This is a genomic window from Nocardia sp. XZ_19_231 (genome assembly GCF_015355705.1).
GTDB lineage: Bacteria > Actinomycetota > Actinomycetes > Mycobacteriales > Mycobacteriaceae > Nocardia > Nocardia salmonicida.
In genome coordinates, this window is record NZ_JACUZI010000003.1 from 890,829 (window position 1) to 908,170 (window position 17,342).

Consider the following 17,342-nt stretch of genomic DNA (forward strand, 5'->3'; position numbering starts at 1 on the left):
GAACCCCCACGCGCACATCGGAATTCGGCTTCCTCTAGATCATCGGTTCGACGTGGCGCCGTGCTACAGATCTGGCGTAGATCCTGGCGAGGGCGTCGATGACCAGGAGCCCGCCCACTGTCACCAGCGCGCAGGCGAGCAACAGCAACGGCGGCACGTAGCGCACGGCCACGAAGCCGGGATGTTCATCGGTGCCCACGAACTCGGTGGTGCGCCGCGCCGCCTGCCAGCTGACGACCGCGCAGGCCAGGAAGAGCACGGCGAAGCCGAGTTCGAACAACGCGATCCAGCGTCTCATTCCTGCGATCCTGCCAGGGGCAAGATCAATCAGCTGACCAGGCTCGGTACCAGTAAGAGCGCGATGACGGCCAAGGTGAGGACAACCATCAACCCGATGACCAACAGGTCGCGCCGCAGGCTGTGTGGCTGCTCGATCACCACGCGCATCATTGCCTCCGCTCCCCCGGCGCTGCGCCGGTGTGATAATCCTCACCCTACACTGTGCAGTGTTACTTCCGGCGGGACTGGAAGTACTTCGTCGACTCCGGCCGGTAACTGAGGAACGCCGCGCCCGCGGCCAGCACGCCCTGCACGATCGCCGAGCCACCCGCCACGATCGTCGCCGGGTTGGTGACGGCGGAGAAGGTGAACATGGTCGCGATGGCACCGAGCCCGAGCCAGATCGCGACGACCGTGAGCACCGTGCGCGCCCAGGACTTGCCGCGGCCGAGCTGATGCGCGATGGCCACGGTGACCCCGGCCAGCAGCACGCCGACCAGCGCGGTCAGCGCGAAAGCCACCAGCACCATCGCGTCGACGGTCGAGGCGGGGAAGTTCGGATCCGACTTGTGCATCTCGTCGAGAAACTGCTTGCTGAGCTCGTCGCGCTCGCCGGTCATGGTGATGACGCTGGCGAAGGTGTAGATCACACCGAGGCCTGCGACTGCCCACCACAATTGACGGGCGGTGCCGACGTCTTCCGGCATGGAAAGGGTTTCGGGTTTGTTCGGCGGAACGATCACGACAGCCAGTGTGCTGCCTCGGTCGCCCAGTAGGTGAGCACGATGTCCGCGCCCGCCCGCCGGATGCCGATCAGCGATTCCAAGATCGAGGCCCTTCGGTCGATCCAGCCACGCTCGGCGGCGGCGGTGATCATCGCGTACTCACCGGAGATCTGATAGGCCGCGACGGGGACCGTCGAGCGGTCGGCGACGTCGCGCAGGATATCGAGGTAGGACATCGCGGGCTTCACCATCACGATGTCGGCGCCCTCGGCGAGGTCGAGATCGAGTTCGCGCAGCGATTCGCGACGGTTGGCCGGATCCTGCTGGTAGGTGCGGCGATCGCCTTCCAGCGACGAGCCGACGGCCTCACGGAACGGGCCGTAGAAGGCCGAGGCGTACTTGGCCGCGTAGGCCAGGATGGCGGTGTCGGTCCGGCCGACCGCGTCGAGTCCGCGCCGGATCGCACCGACCTGGCCGTCCATCATCCCGCTGGTTCCGAGCAGATCGGCGCCGGCTTCGGCCTGCGACAGCGCCATCTCCACGTAGCGGTGCAGGGTCGCGTCGTTGTCGACCGCGCCGTCGGTGCCGATCACACCGCAGTGGCCGTGATCGGTGAATTCGTCGAGGCAGGTATCGGCCATGATGACCGTCGCGTCCCCGACTTCCTCGGCCAGCGCGCGCAGACCACGATTGAGGATTCCGTTCGGATCACTGGCTTGCGAACCGGTCGCGTCCTTGTCCTCGGACAGCGGCACACCGAACAGCATCAGACCGCCGACCCCGGCGGCCACCGACTCCGCCGCGGCTTTGCGCAGGGAGTCCAGCGAATGCTGGTACACCCCGGGCATCGAGCTGATCTCCCGCGGCTCCGCGAGACCATCGGCGACGAACATCGGCAGCACCAGCTGACGCGGCTGCAGCGTGGTTTCGGCGACGAGTCGACGTAATGCGGGTGTCCTACGCAACCGCCGCGGGCGGTCGAAAGCGGTCATAGCCCGCAGAATACGCCTCTCGCCGGTCGGTCGTGGCAGCGCCTACAGCGGGCCGGAGCCGCGGGCCAGTTCGCCCAAAATCTGCTCGAAGGTTGCGAAGACCGGCGAGGGGCCCGCCGAACTCCAGGCTTGGTTGGTGAGCAGGATCGCCGTCACCGCCCCGTCGTTGGACCAGGTGGATCCCAGGCCGCCGTCCCACCCGTAGGCACCTGCGCGGGGGCCGTCGGGCTGGTCGCGCAGCTGGATGCCGACGCCGTATCCCCAGCCCGCGCTGCCGTCGGGGGCGGGCCCGCCGCGGTCTAGTTGCTCGGCGGTGAGGTGGTTGGTGGTCATGGCGGTGACCGCTCGTTCGGACACGATCCGGGTGCCGTCGAATTCGCCGCCGTCGCGCAGCATGCGGGCGAAGCGGTGGTAGTCGGCGAGGGTGGAGACCAGGCCGTCGCCACCGCCTTCGAAGGCGGGCGGGGTGCTCCATTGGCCGAGGGCCGGATCGAAGACGGTACGGAGGCCGTCGATGTCCGTGTAGTGGGGGCCGAGTCGGGCCAGCTCGTCCGGCGAGACGGAGAAACCGGTGTCGGTCATGCCGAGCGGGCGCAGGACGCGGTCGGCCAGGAATTCCGAGAGCGGTGCGCCCGCTGCCCTGGCGATCAGGATGCCGAGGATGGGTGCGCCGACGTGATAGAGCCAGCGTTCGCCGGGCTGGTATTGCAGCGGCAAGGTGCCGAGTCGGCGCATCCAGGTGTCCGGCGGCAACATCTGCGCGGGCGTCGGCGGGCCCCAGCCGAGGCCCAGTTCGCTCCAGGCGGCGTCGAGTGGCGTGGGTGAGAAATCGGCGAAATCCATCCCCCAGCCGAGGCGGAAGGTCAGGAGATCCTCGACGGTGATCGAGCGGTTCGCCGCCACCGTGTCGGAGAGTTCGGCGGCGGGGTTCGCGAGCACCCGCAGGTCGGCGAGTTCGGGTAGCAGTCGGTCGACCGGTTCGGTCGGGTCGAGCACACCGTCGTCGATCAGGATCGAGGCCGCGACCGCGGTGAGCGGTTTGGTCATCGAGGAGATCCGGAAGATCGTGTCGGCGCGCACCGGCGCGTTGCGCGCGGCGTCGAGATGGCCGATGGCGCCGGTGGTTACGTCGTCGCCGACCGCGACGAGCCAGGCCAGGCCGAGCAGCTCGTCGGCCGCGACGTGCGCGCCGAGCCGCTTGTCGATCTCGTCCACCGTCATCGCCTCTCCTCGGGTTGCGTTGCGCTACTAGACCACAGCGGTCCGACAGCTACCGGCGAATCGCCACCCGCAGTGCTTCGCCGAGGTCGGCAACCGGTCGCGGCGAACCTGTGGATAACATCGAAAGAGACTGGAGCTCAATGGCTTCCGCGTGAGATGGACGAAACCTGTCGGTACCTCTCGCTATAATCGAAAGCGTGTTCGAGGGTTCCGACGATCGGGGGCGGGACCCAAACGCAACGGGAGGACGCCGAATGAACGCCATTGCCGCTCAGACCACTTTCATCACCGCGCCGTACGTGCCGCTCGAGAAGAAGCGACTGCCCGCCGGCCGTCCGCGCCGCTGGTACGTGGCGCACAATCGTCGGCTCAAGGCCATGCGGCTGACGATCGCACTGCTGGATTCCGGTGTGTACCTACCCAATCAGGCCACCAACGAGACCATCCGACGCACCGCCGAGAAGATCGACATCCGCCCGCCGTCGGATGCCACCTGCCGGCTCGTGCGCACGCTGCTGCGCTACAGCCGATGACCCTGATACGCCGAAAGCCCGCCGTTGCGGGCGGGCTTTCGGCGTATCTACCGAGTTCAGCGGCTGCTGCTGCGGCGACTCTTCTTACGCGGCGGGGGCAGCAAGCCCTCGGCGCGCAGGCGCGACGCGTGCTCGGCCAGTGCCTCCACCAGTGGGCCGACCTGTGCCGACTCGGGCTGCACGTCCACGCGCAGACCGAACTCGATCGCGGTCTCGGCGGTCTTCGGGCCGATGCAGGCCACGATGGTGCGCGCGTGCGGCTTGCCCGCGATGCCGACCAGGTTGCGGACCGTGGAGGACGAGGTGAACAGCACCGCGTCGAAACCGCCGGTCTTGATCATCTCGCGGGTCTCCGCGGGCGGCGGCGAGGCGCGCACCGTGCGGTAGGCGGTGACGTCGTCGATCTCCCAGCCGCGCTCACGCAGGCCCTCGGCCAGGGTCTCGGTGGCGATGTCGGCGCGGGGCAACAGCACCCGGTTCACCGGGTCGAAAACATCGTCGTAGGGCGGGAAGTCGGCGAGCAGGCCCTCGGAGGACTGTTCGCCACTTGGCACCAGTTCGGGGTTGATACCGAAGGAGCGCACCCTCTCCGCGGTGGCCTCACCGACGCAGGCGATCTTCACACCGGAGAATGCGCGAGCGTCCAGACCGAACTCGGCGAACTTCTCCCACACCGCGCGCACGGCGTTGGTGGAGGTGAACACCACCCACTGGTAGCGCCCGTCGACCAGACCCTTGACCGCCCGTTCCATCTGGGCGGGGCTACGCGGCGGCTCCACCGCGATGGTCGGCACCTCGATCGGGATCGCGCCGTGGGTGACGAGCCGCTCACTCATCTCCCCCGCCTGATCCTTGGTGCGCGGCACCAGCACGGTCCAGCCATAGAGGGCACGCGATTCCCACCACGACATCTTGGCGCGCTTGTCGACTTCCTTGCCGACCGTCACGACCAGCGGGCCGACCAACTCGGAAGCGGCGTTGTTCAGCGAGGCCAGCGTGGCCTCGATGGTGCGCTGCTGACGGGTGGTGCCACGCACGGTCACCGCGACCGGAGTCTGCGGCGCCAGACCGTGTTCCACCAGCGCGCTCGCGGTCTCGGCCAGATGCCCGGAGGTGGCGTGCAGGACCAGCGGGCCGGGGGCGGCGGCCAGCGCCGACCAGTCGACCTCGCCGCGCACATCGGCCTCGGTGTGCCCGGAGCCCAGCGCGATGCCCGCGTAGCTGGGCACGGCCGAGCCGTTGGGCAGGCCAGGCAGCACCTCGAACACCATGTGCGAACGGGTGACGGCGTTGACCTCGTTGATCACCGAATCGGTGGTCAACGGGTCGCCGGTGACGATGCGGACCACGTCGTGACCGTTGCGCGCCTCGGCGATCAGCGTTTTGGCCACCTCGGCGGGTTCGCCGAGAGCGGGCCGCACGTCGACCGGGCTCTCGCCGTTTTCGCCCACCTCGTGAGCAATGCCGATCAGGGCGAGTACGCCCTTGTCGACATCGGGGTCGGTGAACGCCAGCATCGCCCGCTCGAGCACCTCACGGGCGCGCACGGTCAGCAGGGCCGGGTCGCCGGGGCCGGATCCGACGAAAAGGATCCGCCCTGGTTGCTTCTTGGTAGCTCGGCTGCTGCTCATCGGTTGTTCTCCATCGGGCTGGAATTAGTGAAGTCGGTGGGCGCCGGTTCGTCTGTGACGCTCAGCAATGCGCGAGCACCCAGGTCCAGCAGTTCGCGCGCCAGCGTGCGACCGAGTTCGGCCGCGTCTTTCGGCGCGCCGACGATCGAGGCGCGCAAGACGTCGGAGCCGTCGATCGCGGCGGCACAGGCGCGCAGCGAGAGTTCGTCGAAGATCCGGCCGTCCTCGTCGATCGACTCGACGATCTCGGCGAGTGCTCCGATCGGTGCGGTGCAGCCTGCTTCGAGCTCACCGAGCAGCGAACGCTCGGCGAGCACCGCGGCTCTGGTCGCGGCATCGTCCAGACCGGCGAGTACCTCGATCAATTGCGGGTCGTCACTGCGGCATTCGACCGCGAGGGCGCCCTGCGAGGGGGCGGGCAACATCTGCACCGGTTCGAGCGATTCGGTGATCTCGTCGGTGCGCCCGATCCGGCACAGGCCGGCGCGGGCGATGACGATGGCATCGAGCTCGCCGTCACTCACCTTGCGCAGGCGGGAGTCGATATTGCCGCGCAGCGGAAGGATGTCGAGGCCGAGGCCGAGGGCGCGCAGCTGCGCGGCGCGGCGCGGGGCCGAGGTTCCCACGCGGGCACCGGCGGGCAACTCGCCGAGGACCATGCCGTCACGAGCCACCAGCGCGTCGCGCGGGTCCTCGCGCGGCGGGATCGCGGCGATCGTGAAGCGCGGGTCCTGCGCGGTGGGGAGGTCTTTATAGGAATGCACCGCGATGTCGATGCCGCCCGCGGCGAGCTCGTCGCGCAGTGCGGAGGTGAACACCCCGACACCGATCTTCTGCACCGGATCCGACGACAGATCGCCCGGCGTCTTGATGACCACCAGTTCGGCGGGCTGCCCCGCCGCGATCAGCGCATCACGGATGGTGCCCGCCTGTGTCAGCGCGAGCAGGCTGCCGCGCGTGCCGATCCGCCACGGCGCACTCGCGCTGCCTGCGGTCACGGTGTCCTCTTCCTGCACTGTCGTGGTCATGCGGTTTCCTCCTGCGCATGCCCGAGCGGCGCTGCGTGGTTTCGCATGCTGCCTGTGTCGGGTCTTGACTCGGTCAAGCGTGACGGCCCATCGCCGAGGTGGCCTGCGGTGAAGTCGTCGGCCAGCACGGCCTCGCCCGCGGCGACCTCCATCGGAGCGGCAACCGCTTGTACCGCACCGGGTTTCAGTTCGAACAGCTCACGCAACGCTTCGGCGTAGCTGTCGCCGCCCGGCGTCGATGCCAACTGCTTCACCCGCACGGTCGGCGCGTGCAGCAGCTTGTCGACGACGCGGCGCACCGTGCGCGCCACCTCGTCGCGAGCCGGGTCGGCCAGGTCGGGCAACCGCGAATCGAGGCGGAGCAGTTCGGCCTCCACCACATCGGCGGCACGCTGACGGAGTGCGGCCACCGTGGGGGTGACCTCCGCCATGCGTTGCCCGGCAAGGTATTTGGCGAGTTCGTCGGCGACGATGAGGCGCGCGGCGGCGGTGTCGTCGGCCGCGGCACCCGCGGCCGGATCGCGCTGCAGCGATTCGATGTCGATGACGGCGACGCCGGGCAGGCCTGCCACGGCGTGCTCCACATCGCGGGGCAGGCCGAGATCGCAGAAGACCAGCGGACGCTCGGCGGCGTCGGTGCGGGCCCGGCCCGCGAGTGCGCGGTGGGTGTCGGCCAGGGTCACCACGGACCCGACCGCGCCCGTACAGGTGATCACGACATCCGCGCCCGCCATGGCTTCGGTGAGCCGTGACATCTCGACCGCGTCGGCATCGACACCGTGCATGGTGCGCCCGGTCTCGGCGAGACGCTGCGCGCGTTCGAGGGTCCGGTTGACGACGATGATGCGCCCGATCCCGGCCCGCGACAGATGCGCCACGGCCAGCCCGCCCATCGCGCCCGCACCGACGACCACCGCGGTCCGCCCGGCGAGATCGCCGACGACACCACGTGCCCGGTCCAGCGCCACCGATACCACCGAGGCACCGGCCCGGTCGATCCCGGTCTCCGAATGCACCCGCTTGCCGACCCGCAACCCGTGCTGGGCCAACTCGTGCAGCGTGCGTCCGACCGCCTGCTGACCGTCGGCGCTGGCGTAGGCGCTGCGAATCTGGCTGAGCACCTGCTGCTCGCCGACGACCATCGAGTCGAGGCCGCTGGCGACCGCGAACAGATGCTCAGCCGCGGCCTCGCTGTAGCGCACATAGGCGTGCTTGGTGAGATCGCCCAGCGGCAATCCGGAATGCTTGGTGAGCAGCTCGCTCACCTCACCGAGCCCGCCGTGGAAGGCGTCGACGACCGCGTAGACCTCGACCCGGTTACAGGTGGAGACGATCATCGCCTCGGACACGTGGCTCGAGGAGAGCAGCCGATCCACCAGTTTCGGCCGTTCGGACTCACTGATGGCGACTTTCTCCAGCACCGATACCGGGGCGCTCCGATGCGAAATCCCGACCAGCAGAACACTCATGACCACACCTCGCCGACGCTGTGTCGTGTCATGCGCGTCCCCACGCCGTGTCGCTGTTTAGCTCGCTGGCGCTCGCTCATGGCGTGATCACCGATCCCTTGGTGCTTGGCTCCGTTGCCGAGTGGGGCGTGACCGAACGCGGCGCGGTGCGACGCGACGGCCTGCCGCGAGCCGGTTCGACCGGCGCGGCATGTGTGAGGTGGTTCGGCGGCGGTACCCGGCGCGCGACGCGGCTGGAGCCGACCTCGGCGATCTCGGGCAGCGCGGGCGCGTCGTTGCGCGCGGCATCGAAGGACAGCATCTGCAGTTCCATCGCCAGGTCGACGCGGCGGACCTGAACATGGGCGGGCGCGCGCAGTTCCAGCGGCGCGAAGCTCAGTATCGACGGCAGTCCGGCGGCGACGAGCCGGTCACACACGTCCTGGGCGGCCTCGTCGGGCACGGCCACCACGGCGATCGTCGGCGTCAGTGCCGGAATCTGGGCGGTCAGCTGCTCGACATCGCGCACGACCAGACCGGCGTACGACTGGCCGATCACCGCGGGGTCGTTGTCGAAGATCCCGACCACGGTGAAGCCTCGTACGCCGAATCCGCCGTAACCGACCAGAGCGCGGCCCAGATTGCCCGCGCCGATCAGCACTACCCGATGTCCCTGCGACAGTCCGAGCACATCTTCGATCCTGGTGCGCAACTTGGCTACGTCATAGCCGACACCCCGCACACCGTTGGGTCCGAGGAAGGAAAGATCCTTGCGCAGCTTCGCCGAATTGACACCCGCCGCGACAGCGAGTTCCTCACTCGATACGATGACTACACCCTCGTCGGCCAACCCGGCGAGAACCCGGAGATAGGTAGCGAGACGAGTCACCGTGGCCTGCGGAATGTCCCGCACAAGAGCCTTGCCGGAGACGCCACTCGGCGTCTCGTGCTGCTCTGTCACGTCGTCGGCTCCTCGTTCCGGGCCTGATCGCGGTCCGGTTCCTCTGTTTCGTTCACCGGTGTGGGTCGCTGCAATTACGAGAGCGCGACCGGTGCCATAGGGGCGGTACAAACCCGGCCACCGCCGCTGCGTGCCAGGGGCGGTGCGGATTGCGTGTCACCACCGTAACTGCTTGTGCAGGCGTTCACAAAGTCGGTGAATTCGGCCTCATTTTCCGTCGCGACCAGCGATCCGGCTCAGGTCGGCCCGCAAACGGGGCTCATCGACGTCGAAATAGCTGTGTTCACGGCCGTTCAACAGGACCACTGGCAGGCGATCTCCGTATTCCGCACGTAGCTCCGGGTCCGTGACCGCGGCTTCGTCGACGTCCACGGTGGCTACCGGGAGACCGAAATCACCACAGATCGTCTGCAATTGCGCCAGCGCGGTGCCGCACAAGCCACAACCAGCGCGGGTCAACAGGGTCACCGTCGGTGTGGGATTAGTCATGAGCTCTATTTAATCCTCGAGCCCTCAGCGTGTTGTCGGTGCAGCCGGTTACTGTGGACATGGTTCGCGCGACTAGCGGAGGGTACTGGTGCCGGAACGTTCGAAGGTGACTAGGGCCGGATTCGTCGCAGGGCGATTCGGGGAGTTCCCTGCGCGGTGGCAGCCCAGCCGCCTCGGTCAGGAACTACAGGAACAGTTCGCACGGCTGCCACGCAGCCCGTTCGGGCCGAGCGAGGAAGAGCTACGCGCCAACGTTGCCGGTGAGGCGAGCGCCGACGCCGCGCTCGAGCTGCACGTTGCCGATCTCGCCGAACAGGGCGACGACGCGGGCCCCGAGGTCCCTCGCGACCTCACCGCCGCGGCGTTCTTCGACGTCGACAACACTCTGGTCCAGGGTGCCTCGATCGTCCACTTCGCCCGAGGGTTGGCCGCGCGCAAGTACTTCAAGACCTCCGACCTGGTCGACGTCGCCTGGAAACAGGTGAAGTTCCGGGTTACCGGCAAGGAGAACTCCTCCGACATGGTCTCGGGCCGGGAGAAGGCGCTCAGCTTCATCGCGGGCCGCCCCACCGCCGAACTCGCGGCGCTCGGTGAGGAGATCTACGACGAGATCATCGCCGACAAGATCTGGCCCGGCACCCGCGCACTCGCCCAGATGCACCTCGACGCAGGCCAGCAGGTCTGGCTGGTCACGGCCACGCCGGTCGAGCTGGCGAATGTGATCGCCAAACGCCTCGGCCTGACCGGCGCCCTCGGCACGGTCGCCGAAAGCGTCGACGGTAAATTCACCGGCCGCCTGGTGGGCGACATCCTGCACGGCCTCGGCAAAGCACACGCGGTGCGCACCCTCGCCATCCGCGAAGGTCTCAATCTCAAGCGCTGCACCGCCTATTCCGACAGCCACAACGACGTCCCCATGCTGTCGCTGGTCGGCACCGCGGTGGCCATCAACCCCGACTCCGACCTGCGCGAGGTGGCGAAGAACCGCGGCTGGGAGATCCGCGACTTCCGCACCGGCCGCAAGGCGGCGAAGATCGGTGTGCCCACCGCGCTGGCACTCGGCGCGGCGGGCGGAGCGGTAGCGGCTGTCGTTGCCCGCCACCGCGACAACTAACCCAGAACCACGTTCCGGCGCTTGGCCAGCAGCTTGTAGAGGGTCTGCTGGATGGTCTCGCGGACCTGGTCGGTGACCTCGAACATCGTCATCGGGTCATCGGCCTCTTCCGGCTCGAACGCCGTGGTCGCGATCGGCTCACCGAACTCGATGTACCACTTCGACGGCATCGGCACCGCGCCGAGCAGCCCCAGATGCGGGAACAGCGGCGTCACCGGGAAGTACGGCAGCCCGAGCAGGCGGGCCAGCGGCTTGATATCGGCGAGCTTCGGGTAGATCTCCTCGGAGCCGACGATCGACACGGGGATGATCGGCACCCCGGCCCGCACCGCCGCCGACACGAAACCACCGCGCCCGAACCGCTGCAGCTTGTACCGGTCGGCGTAGTTCTTGCCGACGCCCTTGAAGCCCTCGGGGAACACTCCCGCGATGTGCCCGGAGCGCAGCAGCCGCTCGGCATCGGGGTGGCAGGCCATCGTGTGACCGGCCTTGCGCGCGAGCGCACCCAACAGCGGCATCTCGAAGATGAGGTCGGCGGCCAGCAGCCGCAGCGCCCGCTGATTCGGGTGCTTGTCGTGCACGGCCAGCTGCAGCATCAGACCGTCGAGTGGCACCGTGCCCGCGTGATTGGCGACCAGCAGCGCGCCGCCGACGGCGGGAATGTTCTCGATGCCCGCGACCTCGGCGCGAAACCAGTACTCCGATAGCGGTCGCAGCGTGGGCAGGATGACCGATTCGAGCAGGTGCCGGTCGTAGCCGAACTCGTCGACCTGGTAATCCCCGGTGAGCCTGCGACGCGCGAATTCCGCGGTCCGTTCGATCTGCTCGCCGACGGCATCGCGCACGATGTCGGTGAGCGACTTCGGCGGCAGCGCGGGCATTCCCGGCCGACGCTCGCTGAGGGAGGTGACCGGCATCGCCTGCATCGGCTGATCCGGCCATCGCCGGGTCTGCGGTCGCTGTCGGGCCTCGACATTCACGTCGAGACGAATGACTTTCGCTCCCTCGTTCATTTATGCGCTCCTGATCCGGCCCCGATGAGGCCGAGCAGTTTGTGTTCCGCGGCGTCGATCCAAGCCGGATCGAAGACGGGCCGCAACGCTGCGCCCGCGATGAAGTCATCGAACGCCTGGACCGTGGTCCAGCGTGGGGTGAAACCGAGTTCGGTACGCATACGGGTGGTGTCGAGCCCGCAGCCGAAATAGAAATAGTCGGGTTGTTCGCCACTGAATCCGCGCATGATCGGGCCCATCAGCGAGCGACCGACCGTGCGGAAGACGAAGAACGGCACGGGCGCGACAATGCGCCCAGCCCGTCGGATCGCCTGCGACATGGCCAACGCGCCGTCACCGGCGATATTGACCGTGCCACCATGTTTACGCTGCGCCGCGTGCACGAGCACCGCGACCGCGTCTTCCTCGTGCAGCAATTGCAGTCGGGCTTCGCGACCGAGAACAGTCGGAGTGATCGGCGAACGCAGATATTGCACTCCCCGATCGGCGAGGCGCGGACCGACGATCGGCGCGAAACGCAGAATCGATGCGGAAATATCGGGCCTGCGCCGCGCCATTCCACGCACCAGCGCCTCGATATCGATCATATCGCGGGCGAACCACCCCGCGGGCGGAGTGCGCGCGCCCATTTCCTCGGTGAATTTCGCCGGATCCTTGGCACTGCATCCGTATACCGCCGAGGACGATCGCACGACCACGCGCCGCACCGACGGCGCTTTCTGACACACGGCGAGCAATTGCATCGCGCCGAGGACATTGAGATCCTTCATCACCGCACGACCGCCACCGGCGGGCGGACGAGTGAGCACGGCCGCGTGCACGACAGTGTCGACGTCGTTGCCCTCGACGACCTTGCGGATAAGCGGATTCCTGATATCGGCACGCACGAACTCGGCACTACCCATTTTTCGACGAAGCTCACGGCTGGGAGTGACGGTATCCACGGCGATGACACGTTCGACGCCGGGTTCGGCAGCTAGACGTGCCGCGACGTTGCCACCGAAGAAGCGACTGGCACCAGTGACCAGTACAACTCTCGGCGCGTGTCGTTCCCGTGTATCGGAACTCGTACCTGACCCCACTCAAAGCCCCCTGCTCATCGTGTTTCGCGTACCAGAGTAACCGCATTCGCGCCACTCACCGTCACGATCTACAAGCATTTAACGAGGACGACCCGTCCTCGCATAGCGAGATTCACAAACCCGGGCTTTTCACAGCGAGAGCCCGCCACCTTCGAAGGGTGACGGGCTCATCGCAGCACGCAGGCTTACTTGCCGAGTTTGCGCCGCTGAACACGCGTGCGGCGAAGCAGCTTGCGGTGCTTCTTCTTCGACATACGCTTGCGGCGCTTCTTGATCACAGAACCCATAGGGTTTCCTCGCGTTCTCTCTACTCGGCATACACACGCGGTGTTCACGTGCGTCGTTTGGCGTCCGCGCCGCCGGGGCAACCGGACACCACGAACGGTGCCACCGGCAGGCGGACACGAACCAGTTGTCCATGCTACCGGGGCACCCGAGCAGTAACGAAACCGCCCTTGTACCTGGCCGAACTACGTCATCCGGCGTCGAAGTACGACGTCTCCAGGTAGTCGTGCACCGCCTTCGCGTGCACTCGGAACGAGCGTCCGACACGCACCGCGGGCAGTTCACCCGAGTGCACGAGCCGGTACACCGTCATTTTCGACACCCGCATGAGATCGGCGACTTCGGCGACGGTGAGAAACTGAGTGCCACCGCCGATCACCGTTTGCGGGGTGGCGCCGACCCGCGGAGCGGGCGAACCCGAACCACCGCCCGACGCCGATGGATTACTTGACATTCTGTTCGCAGACATCATGGCACCATTGACCTCCGGCACGCCCGCGCCGCCGGCTTCCCCACCAGCGGAACAGACACGCACGTGCTTCTACGAGCTTAGCGGGACCAGTGGGATTACTGCGACGGGTGTGAGAAATCGGTTCTCGAACCGGGTACCCGATCGTCACTCGTTCGTTGCGCCCTGTTCCGCCGACCGCCGCTTGGCCGCGTGTAGCGCTTCGGTGAAGGTCGAGCGCAGCGCACCACGCTCCAGCTCGCGCAGCGCCGCGGCGGTGGTGCCACCGGGTGAGGTGACCGCGGCTCGCAGTTCGGCCGCGCTCTGCCCGGTTTCCTCCAGCAGGGCCGCCGCACCGATCATGGTCTGCACGACCAGTTCGCCGGCCACCTCGCGGGTGAGGCCGAGGCCGACACCGGCGTCGATCATCGCCTCGACGACAAGGAAGAAATACGCCGGTCCCGAACCGGATACCGCGGTGACCGCGTCCATCTGCGCCTCGGGCACCGTCACCACTTTGCCGACGGCTTCGAGCATCTCGCCGACCTGCTCGAGCTGCTCGGGCTTGGCGTAGCGACCGGGCGATTGCACACTCATCCCCTGCCCGACCAGCATCGGGGTGTTCGACATCACCCGCACCACCGGGAAACCGGCTGGCAGTTTCGACTCGAGCCGGGCGGTGGAGACACCGGCGGCCAGCGAGACGAGCACCTGATCGCGACCGTTTTCGAGATCGGCCTTGGACAGGTCGGTGAGCACCGAGTCGACCACGCCGGGCTTCACCGCGATGACCACGATGTCGGCGCCCTCGACGGCGTCGGCGACCGACCCGCTCACCCGCACCTTGAACCGCTCGGCCAGCTGCGCGGCCCGCGCGGCGACCGGCTCGACAACGACCAGATCCTTGATCGCCCTGCCGGATTCCAACAATCCGGCCACCAGCGCCTCACCGATCCGACCGCCACCGACCACCGCAATTCTCGTCATGAGAACAAGGTTAGTTGGCCCGGTGACCTCAGCGTGCCGCCGGGATCAGGGCCAGCTGGCGACTCTGGGCGACAACGGCACCGGTGGAGTCGATGACCAGGTGGTCCTCGTCGAACATCCGCTCACCGACCTCGCGGGCGGTCGCGACGACGCGCAGCCAACCGCGCGCGGGGACGCGGCGCAGATAGGTGGTCATCTGGACGGTCGGCGACCAGCCGAAGTGGCCCAGGTTCATCGGGACGGGCGGGCTGATGTCGGCGGCCATCATCGCGAAGGCGGCGCGTGCCCGCGGATCGGCTTCGTCGCCGTCGAACGGGCGGATCCACAGCCGCAACCGGGGCGGGCCGGTCTCGCCGCGCAGGAATTCGCCCCAGGTCGGATCGATCACCATGTGAGCGCCCTGGCTGACGTGCACGATCTTGCCCATCGGCGAATCGGGGGTGTACTGGAAGGCCTGATCGCCCGGCTCGGCGGGCATGTCGGTGTCGGGACCGGTCCAGCGAGTCTGCGCGGAGTCGAGGTGGCCGAAGGTGAACGCGGTTCGGACGAGGGTGCGGCCGTTCTGGATCAGGTCGACGTCGGCCAGGCAGATCTGGCGGCCCTTCTTCCGGATGTGCACCGCGTACTCGACCTCGCCGGGATCGGGGGCGCCGAGGAAGTCGGTGCTGGCCGCGATGGGCGCCATCTGGGCGAGCGATTCGTCGGCCTCGGTGAGCCGGCGGGTCGCCGCGGCGGCGGTGGCCGCGACCATGGTGCCGCCGTGCACCTTGGGGCCGATGGTCCAGGTGGGTGCGATGACGCCGGCGTAGCGGCCGGTCTCGGCATCGGTGGTGGTGAGCTCGGTCAGGTCGAGAACCTGGCTGAACGGCGCGTCGGTCGCGAGTTCTCGCGTCATCGTCACTCCTGGTCGGGGGGCACAGCGATTCGTACAGCGTACAAGGTTGGTGGGGTTCGAAGTATTCCGCGCTGGGCCCCGGGGCGGGATGTGAGCAGGTGGTGACACATCAGGGTTACCTGGTCCGGGTCGTCGAGGGCTGTGTTTTTGGAGCGCTGGCGCGCTCGAGCGGGGCCCCTGAGGCCCCGATCTTCCCTCCCTACGGGTACTCCTTCGTCGCACCCTTCGGTCAGTCCAGATCGGGGCGGGCCCCTTTGGGTAGAGACATCCAGGGTTTCCGCATCCGCGGAATACGCCTGTGCCGGTCACGGCAGGTCGGCGTGGTGCGATTTCGGGTCGGGGGTCGCGCCGGTGAGGTGACGGCGTGCGAATTCGAGAGTGCGCGCCAGTTGCACGGAGCGTTCGGCGGTGGTTCGCGCGTTCTGGGTGTTGATCTCGGCGACCGCGTGGCCACGGAAACCGGTGTGTATCAGGTGTTCACACAGTTGCGCGCACGGCTGGGTGCCGTCGCCGGGCACCAGGTGTTCGTCGTGCGCGGCGCCGCGCCCGTCTGCCAGGTGCAGGTGGATCAGGCCATCGCCCATCCGGCGCGCCAGTTCGAGCGCGTCGGTGCCCGCGGTCGCGGTGTGCGAGAGGTCGAGGGTGTAGTGGTCGAAGCCGGTGTCGGTCGGATCGTAGGAGGGGCTGAACGCGCTCACCGCACGTCCGGGGCCCGCGCGCCGTTCCAGCCTGCGCACCGCGCCGTCACGGAACAGGGTGTCGGCCCGCATGGGGAACATGTTCTCCACCGCGACCTTGACCGGGTGATGCGCCTCGAGCTCACCGACCTGATCGGCGAATCCCCTGGCGTAGCGACGCTGCCAGCGAAACGGCGGGTGCACCACCACGGTGTCGGCGCCGAGGGCCTCGGCGGTGCGCACGCTGCGTTCCAATTTGGCTACCGGATCGGCGCCCCACACCCGCTGGGATATCAGCAGACACGGCGCGTGCACGGCGAGCACCGGGACGCCGTAGCGCTTGGCGTAGGACTGCACGGTGGCGATGTCCTGGCTGGCCGGCTCGGCCCACACCATCAATTCCACACCGTCGTAACCCAATTCGGCGGCATAACGAAACGCCGCCTGCGTGTTCTCCGGATATACCGAGGCCGTCGACAGGCCGATCGCGATGTCCGCTCGTGCGTTCCCCACAGCCCACTCCCTGTATTCAGCTGGTACTGAGGAGAAAGGCTAGCGGTCCCAGCGTCACGAAGACGCCGACGACGACCGCGATCACCGTGCTGAAGATGTCATCGGTGCGGCGCAGCACGCGAACCAGCGCCACGAGACCGAGGATCACCACCATCGCCAGGGCCAGCGCCACCCACGGCAGCGTTTCCCACATCGTCTCGAAACCCTTGAACAGCAACATTCCGGCGACCGCCGCGCCCGCGCTCTGCGCGCCGAGGATCATCCACTGGCGACGGTTGGCGTTGTCGCCGTTGCCGCGCGCCATAGCCGAAACGCGGGCGGCTCGGCTGGTTACCGCACCGCCGGCGCGATTGCCTGCCGTCCGGCTCGCGGTCCGCGAGTCGGCGCGGCCCGTGGTCTTCGACTTGGCTCGGCCCGCCACCTTCGACCTGGCCCGGTCTGCCACCTTCGCCGCGGCCGCTTTGGTCGCGGCGCGCCTGCTCGCCCTGGTCGGCTTCGGTTCGTAGTCGTCGTCGTAGTCGTCGTCATCGTCGAAACCCGCGTCGTCGTAATCGGACTCGGAGTAGTCGTTGTCGACGTAATCGCGATCGACGTAATCGGACTCGGCGTAGTCGTCGGTGTCCTCGTCGTCGGCCTGGTCCGCGCCGCCGCGATACACGATCTCGGTGTGCGCGTCGGCGTCGCCACGATCGGCCCGCTGCCGCAGCAGGTCACCGGCCACCGACTGCCCGGACACCAGCGGCTGCTCCTGGCTGACCGGCGACCACGCGGCCGTCGGGAAACCACCGCTCTCCGGAGCGGGCGCCGCCTTGTCCGGGCGATGCCTGCGCGCCGACCACGACGGCAGCCCACCGGACTTCGGCTCCCCCCGCCTGCGATCCAGCGACGGGCGCTGATCCGCACCGCGTGCCGGTGGGGCCTCGACGCCCGGTGCCAGGTTGTAGACCTGCGTGGCCTCGGCACTCGGCGGCGGCGGATACCCGTTGAATCCCGGTACCGGGGGCTGTCCGTTGAAACCTGG

General features: G+C 68.0%; 18 protein-coding genes and 1 pseudogene. 2 read left to right on the forward strand and 17 right to left on the reverse strand.

The genetic code is table 11. The features are described 5' to 3' along the window. Window positions 1-34 precede the first annotated feature (34 nt). The 4 genes from IBJ82_RS17260 to IBJ82_RS17275 all read right to left on the reverse strand — a co-directional run bounded on the left by IBJ82_RS17260 (window position 35) and on the right by IBJ82_RS17275 (window position 3,217). Complete coding sequence (locus tag IBJ82_RS17260; RefSeq protein WP_194826882.1) at window positions 35-298, reverse strand: hypothetical protein; 264 nt, start codon at window positions 296-298, stop codon at window positions 35-37. A 211-nt stretch (window positions 299-509) separates the two neighbouring features. After that, complete coding sequence (locus tag IBJ82_RS17265; RefSeq protein ID WP_370585347.1) at window positions 510-1,022, reverse strand: hypothetical protein; 513 nt, start codon at window positions 1,020-1,022, stop codon at window positions 510-512. Then, the gene (hemB, locus tag IBJ82_RS17270; RefSeq protein WP_194826883.1) at window positions 1,019-1,996 is read right to left on the reverse strand and encodes a porphobilinogen synthase; all 978 of its coding nucleotides are present in this window, start codon (window positions 1,994-1,996) and stop codon (window positions 1,019-1,021) included. The genes IBJ82_RS17265 and hemB overlap by 4 nt, the downstream gene beginning before the upstream one ends. A 42-nt stretch (window positions 1,997-2,038) precedes the next feature. Then, entirely contained in the window at window positions 2,039-3,217 is a 1,179-nt protein-coding gene (locus tag IBJ82_RS17275; protein WP_194826884.1) for a serine hydrolase, read from the reverse strand. Window positions 3,218-3,471: 254 nt separating this feature from the next. On the opposite strand from IBJ82_RS17275, the gene IBJ82_RS17280 reads away from it, so the two are divergent. Beyond that, on the forward strand, window positions 3,472-3,750 hold the full coding sequence (locus tag IBJ82_RS17280) for a hypothetical protein (protein WP_062988789.1): 279 nt from the start codon (window positions 3,472-3,474) through the stop codon (window positions 3,748-3,750). A 56-nt stretch (window positions 3,751-3,806) separates the two neighbouring features. On the opposite strand, the gene IBJ82_RS17285 is transcribed toward IBJ82_RS17280, so the two are convergent. The 5 genes from IBJ82_RS17285 to IBJ82_RS17305 form a co-directional block, all read right to left on the reverse strand. Beyond that, the gene (locus IBJ82_RS17285; protein WP_194826885.1) at window positions 3,807-5,381 is read right to left on the reverse strand and encodes a bifunctional uroporphyrinogen-III C-methyltransferase/uroporphyrinogen-III synthase; all 1,575 of its coding nucleotides are present in this window, start codon (window positions 5,379-5,381) and stop codon (window positions 3,807-3,809) included. After that, window positions 5,378-6,409 (reverse strand): hydroxymethylbilane synthase, encoded by a 1,032-nt coding sequence (gene hemC, locus IBJ82_RS17290; RefSeq protein ID WP_194826886.1) that lies wholly within the window; start codon window positions 6,407-6,409, stop codon window positions 5,378-5,380. Before hemC ends, IBJ82_RS17285 begins: the two co-directional genes overlap by 4 nt. Beyond that, window positions 6,406-7,878, reverse strand: a complete 1,473-nt coding sequence (locus IBJ82_RS17295; RefSeq protein WP_194826887.1) for a glutamyl-tRNA reductase — start codon at window positions 7,876-7,878, stop codon at window positions 6,406-6,408. The genes hemC and IBJ82_RS17295 overlap by 4 nt, the downstream gene beginning before the upstream one ends. A 76-nt stretch (window positions 7,879-7,954) precedes the next feature. Then, complete coding sequence (locus tag IBJ82_RS17300; protein ID WP_194826888.1) at window positions 7,955-8,818, reverse strand: redox-sensing transcriptional repressor Rex; 864 nt, start codon at window positions 8,816-8,818, stop codon at window positions 7,955-7,957. Window positions 8,819-9,025: 207 nt separating this feature from the next. After that, window positions 9,026-9,307, reverse strand: a complete 282-nt coding sequence (locus IBJ82_RS17305; RefSeq protein WP_194826889.1) for a glutaredoxin family protein — start codon at window positions 9,305-9,307, stop codon at window positions 9,026-9,028. Between the two features lie 88 nt (window positions 9,308-9,395). Here IBJ82_RS17305 and IBJ82_RS17310 point away from each other — a divergent pair, with 88 nt between their 5' ends. Beyond that, window positions 9,396-10,421 carry an HAD family hydrolase gene (locus IBJ82_RS17310; RefSeq protein ID WP_370585348.1) on the forward strand — a complete coding sequence of 342 codons (1,026 nt, stop codon included), beginning with the start codon at window positions 9,396-9,398 and terminating at the stop codon, window positions 10,419-10,421. On the opposite strand, the gene IBJ82_RS17315 is transcribed toward IBJ82_RS17310, so the two are convergent. The 8 genes and pseudogenes from IBJ82_RS17315 to IBJ82_RS17350 form a co-directional block, all read right to left on the reverse strand. Beyond that, window positions 10,418-11,434 carry a lysophospholipid acyltransferase family protein gene (locus IBJ82_RS17315; protein ID WP_194826891.1) on the reverse strand — a complete coding sequence of 339 codons (1,017 nt, stop codon included), beginning with the start codon at window positions 11,432-11,434 and terminating at the stop codon, window positions 10,418-10,420. The two genes, IBJ82_RS17310 and IBJ82_RS17315, sit on opposite strands and share 4 nt — an antisense overlap. Further along, window positions 11,431-12,516, reverse strand: a complete 1,086-nt coding sequence (locus IBJ82_RS17320) for an NAD-dependent epimerase/dehydratase family protein (protein ID WP_194826892.1) — start codon at window positions 12,514-12,516, stop codon at window positions 11,431-11,433. The genes IBJ82_RS17315 and IBJ82_RS17320 overlap by 4 nt, the downstream gene beginning before the upstream one ends. Window positions 12,517-12,701: 185 nt before the next feature. Next, window positions 12,702-12,803, reverse strand: a complete 102-nt coding sequence (locus IBJ82_RS17325) for a 30S ribosomal protein bS22 (RefSeq protein ID WP_003402602.1) — start codon at window positions 12,801-12,803, stop codon at window positions 12,702-12,704. Between the two features lie 188 nt (window positions 12,804-12,991). Beyond that, the gene (locus IBJ82_RS17330; protein WP_228537168.1) at window positions 12,992-13,273 is read right to left on the reverse strand and encodes a helix-turn-helix domain-containing protein; all 282 of its coding nucleotides are present in this window, start codon (window positions 13,271-13,273) and stop codon (window positions 12,992-12,994) included. A 144-nt stretch (window positions 13,274-13,417) separates the two neighbouring features. Continuing rightward, window positions 13,418-14,236, reverse strand: a complete 819-nt coding sequence (gene proC, locus IBJ82_RS17335; RefSeq protein ID WP_194826893.1) for a pyrroline-5-carboxylate reductase — start codon at window positions 14,234-14,236, stop codon at window positions 13,418-13,420. 28 nt (window positions 14,237-14,264) lie between these two features. Continuing rightward, the gene (locus IBJ82_RS17340; protein WP_194826894.1) at window positions 14,265-15,131 is read right to left on the reverse strand and encodes a thioesterase family protein; all 867 of its coding nucleotides are present in this window, start codon (window positions 15,129-15,131) and stop codon (window positions 14,265-14,267) included. A 305-nt stretch (window positions 15,132-15,436) separates the two neighbouring features. Next, window positions 15,437-16,321 carry a sugar phosphate isomerase/epimerase family protein gene (locus tag IBJ82_RS17345; protein WP_370585349.1) on the reverse strand — a complete coding sequence of 295 codons (885 nt, stop codon included), beginning with the start codon at window positions 16,319-16,321 and terminating at the stop codon, window positions 15,437-15,439. Window positions 16,322-16,337: 16 nt separating this feature from the next. Further along, window positions 16,338-16,556: pseudogene (locus IBJ82_RS17350) on the reverse strand (hypothetical protein); the annotation flags it as partial. Window positions 16,557-17,342 lie beyond the last annotated feature (786 nt).

What these genes read in the sequence shown, in the direction of transcription:
- IBJ82_RS17285 (WP_194826885.1), bottom strand. Translation starts at nt 5,381, where the DNA reads ATGAGCAGCAGCCGAGCTACCAAGAAGCAACCAGGGCGGATCCTTTTC.
- hemC (WP_194826886.1), bottom strand. Translation starts at nt 6,409, where the DNA reads ATGACCACGACAGTGCAGGAAGAGGACACCGTGACCGCAGGCAGCGCG.
- IBJ82_RS17340 (WP_194826894.1), bottom strand. Translation starts at nt 15,131, where the DNA reads ATGACGCGAGAACTCGCGACCGACGCGCCGTTCAGCCAGGTTCTCGAC.
- IBJ82_RS17325 (WP_003402602.1), bottom strand. Translation starts at nt 12,803, where the DNA reads ATGGGTTCTGTGATCAAGAAGCGCCGCAAGCGTATGTCGAAGAAGAAG.
- hemB (WP_194826883.1), bottom strand. Translation starts at nt 1,996, where the DNA reads ATGACCGCTTTCGACCGCCCGCGGCGGTTGCGTAGGACACCCGCATTA.
- IBJ82_RS17280 (WP_062988789.1), top strand. Translation starts at nt 3,472, where the DNA reads ATGAACGCCATTGCCGCTCAGACCACTTTCATCACCGCGCCGTACGTG.
- IBJ82_RS17330 (WP_228537168.1), bottom strand. Translation starts at nt 13,273, where the DNA reads ATGATGTCTGCGAACAGAATGTCAAGTAATCCATCGGCGTCGGGCGGT.
- IBJ82_RS17315 (WP_194826891.1), bottom strand. Translation starts at nt 11,434, where the DNA reads ATGAACGAGGGAGCGAAAGTCATTCGTCTCGACGTGAATGTCGAGGCC.
- IBJ82_RS17260 (WP_194826882.1), bottom strand. Translation starts at nt 298, where the DNA reads ATGAGACGCTGGATCGCGTTGTTCGAACTCGGCTTCGCCGTGCTCTTC.
- IBJ82_RS17305 (WP_194826889.1), bottom strand. Translation starts at nt 9,307, where the DNA reads ATGACTAATCCCACACCGACGGTGACCCTGTTGACCCGCGCTGGTTGT.
- IBJ82_RS17275 (WP_194826884.1), bottom strand. Translation starts at nt 3,217, where the DNA reads ATGACGGTGGACGAGATCGACAAGCGGCTCGGCGCGCACGTCGCGGCC.
- IBJ82_RS17295 (WP_194826887.1), bottom strand. Translation starts at nt 7,878, where the DNA reads ATGAGTGTTCTGCTGGTCGGGATTTCGCATCGGAGCGCCCCGGTATCG.
- proC (WP_194826893.1), bottom strand. Translation starts at nt 14,236, where the DNA reads ATGACGAGAATTGCGGTGGTCGGTGGCGGTCGGATCGGTGAGGCGCTG.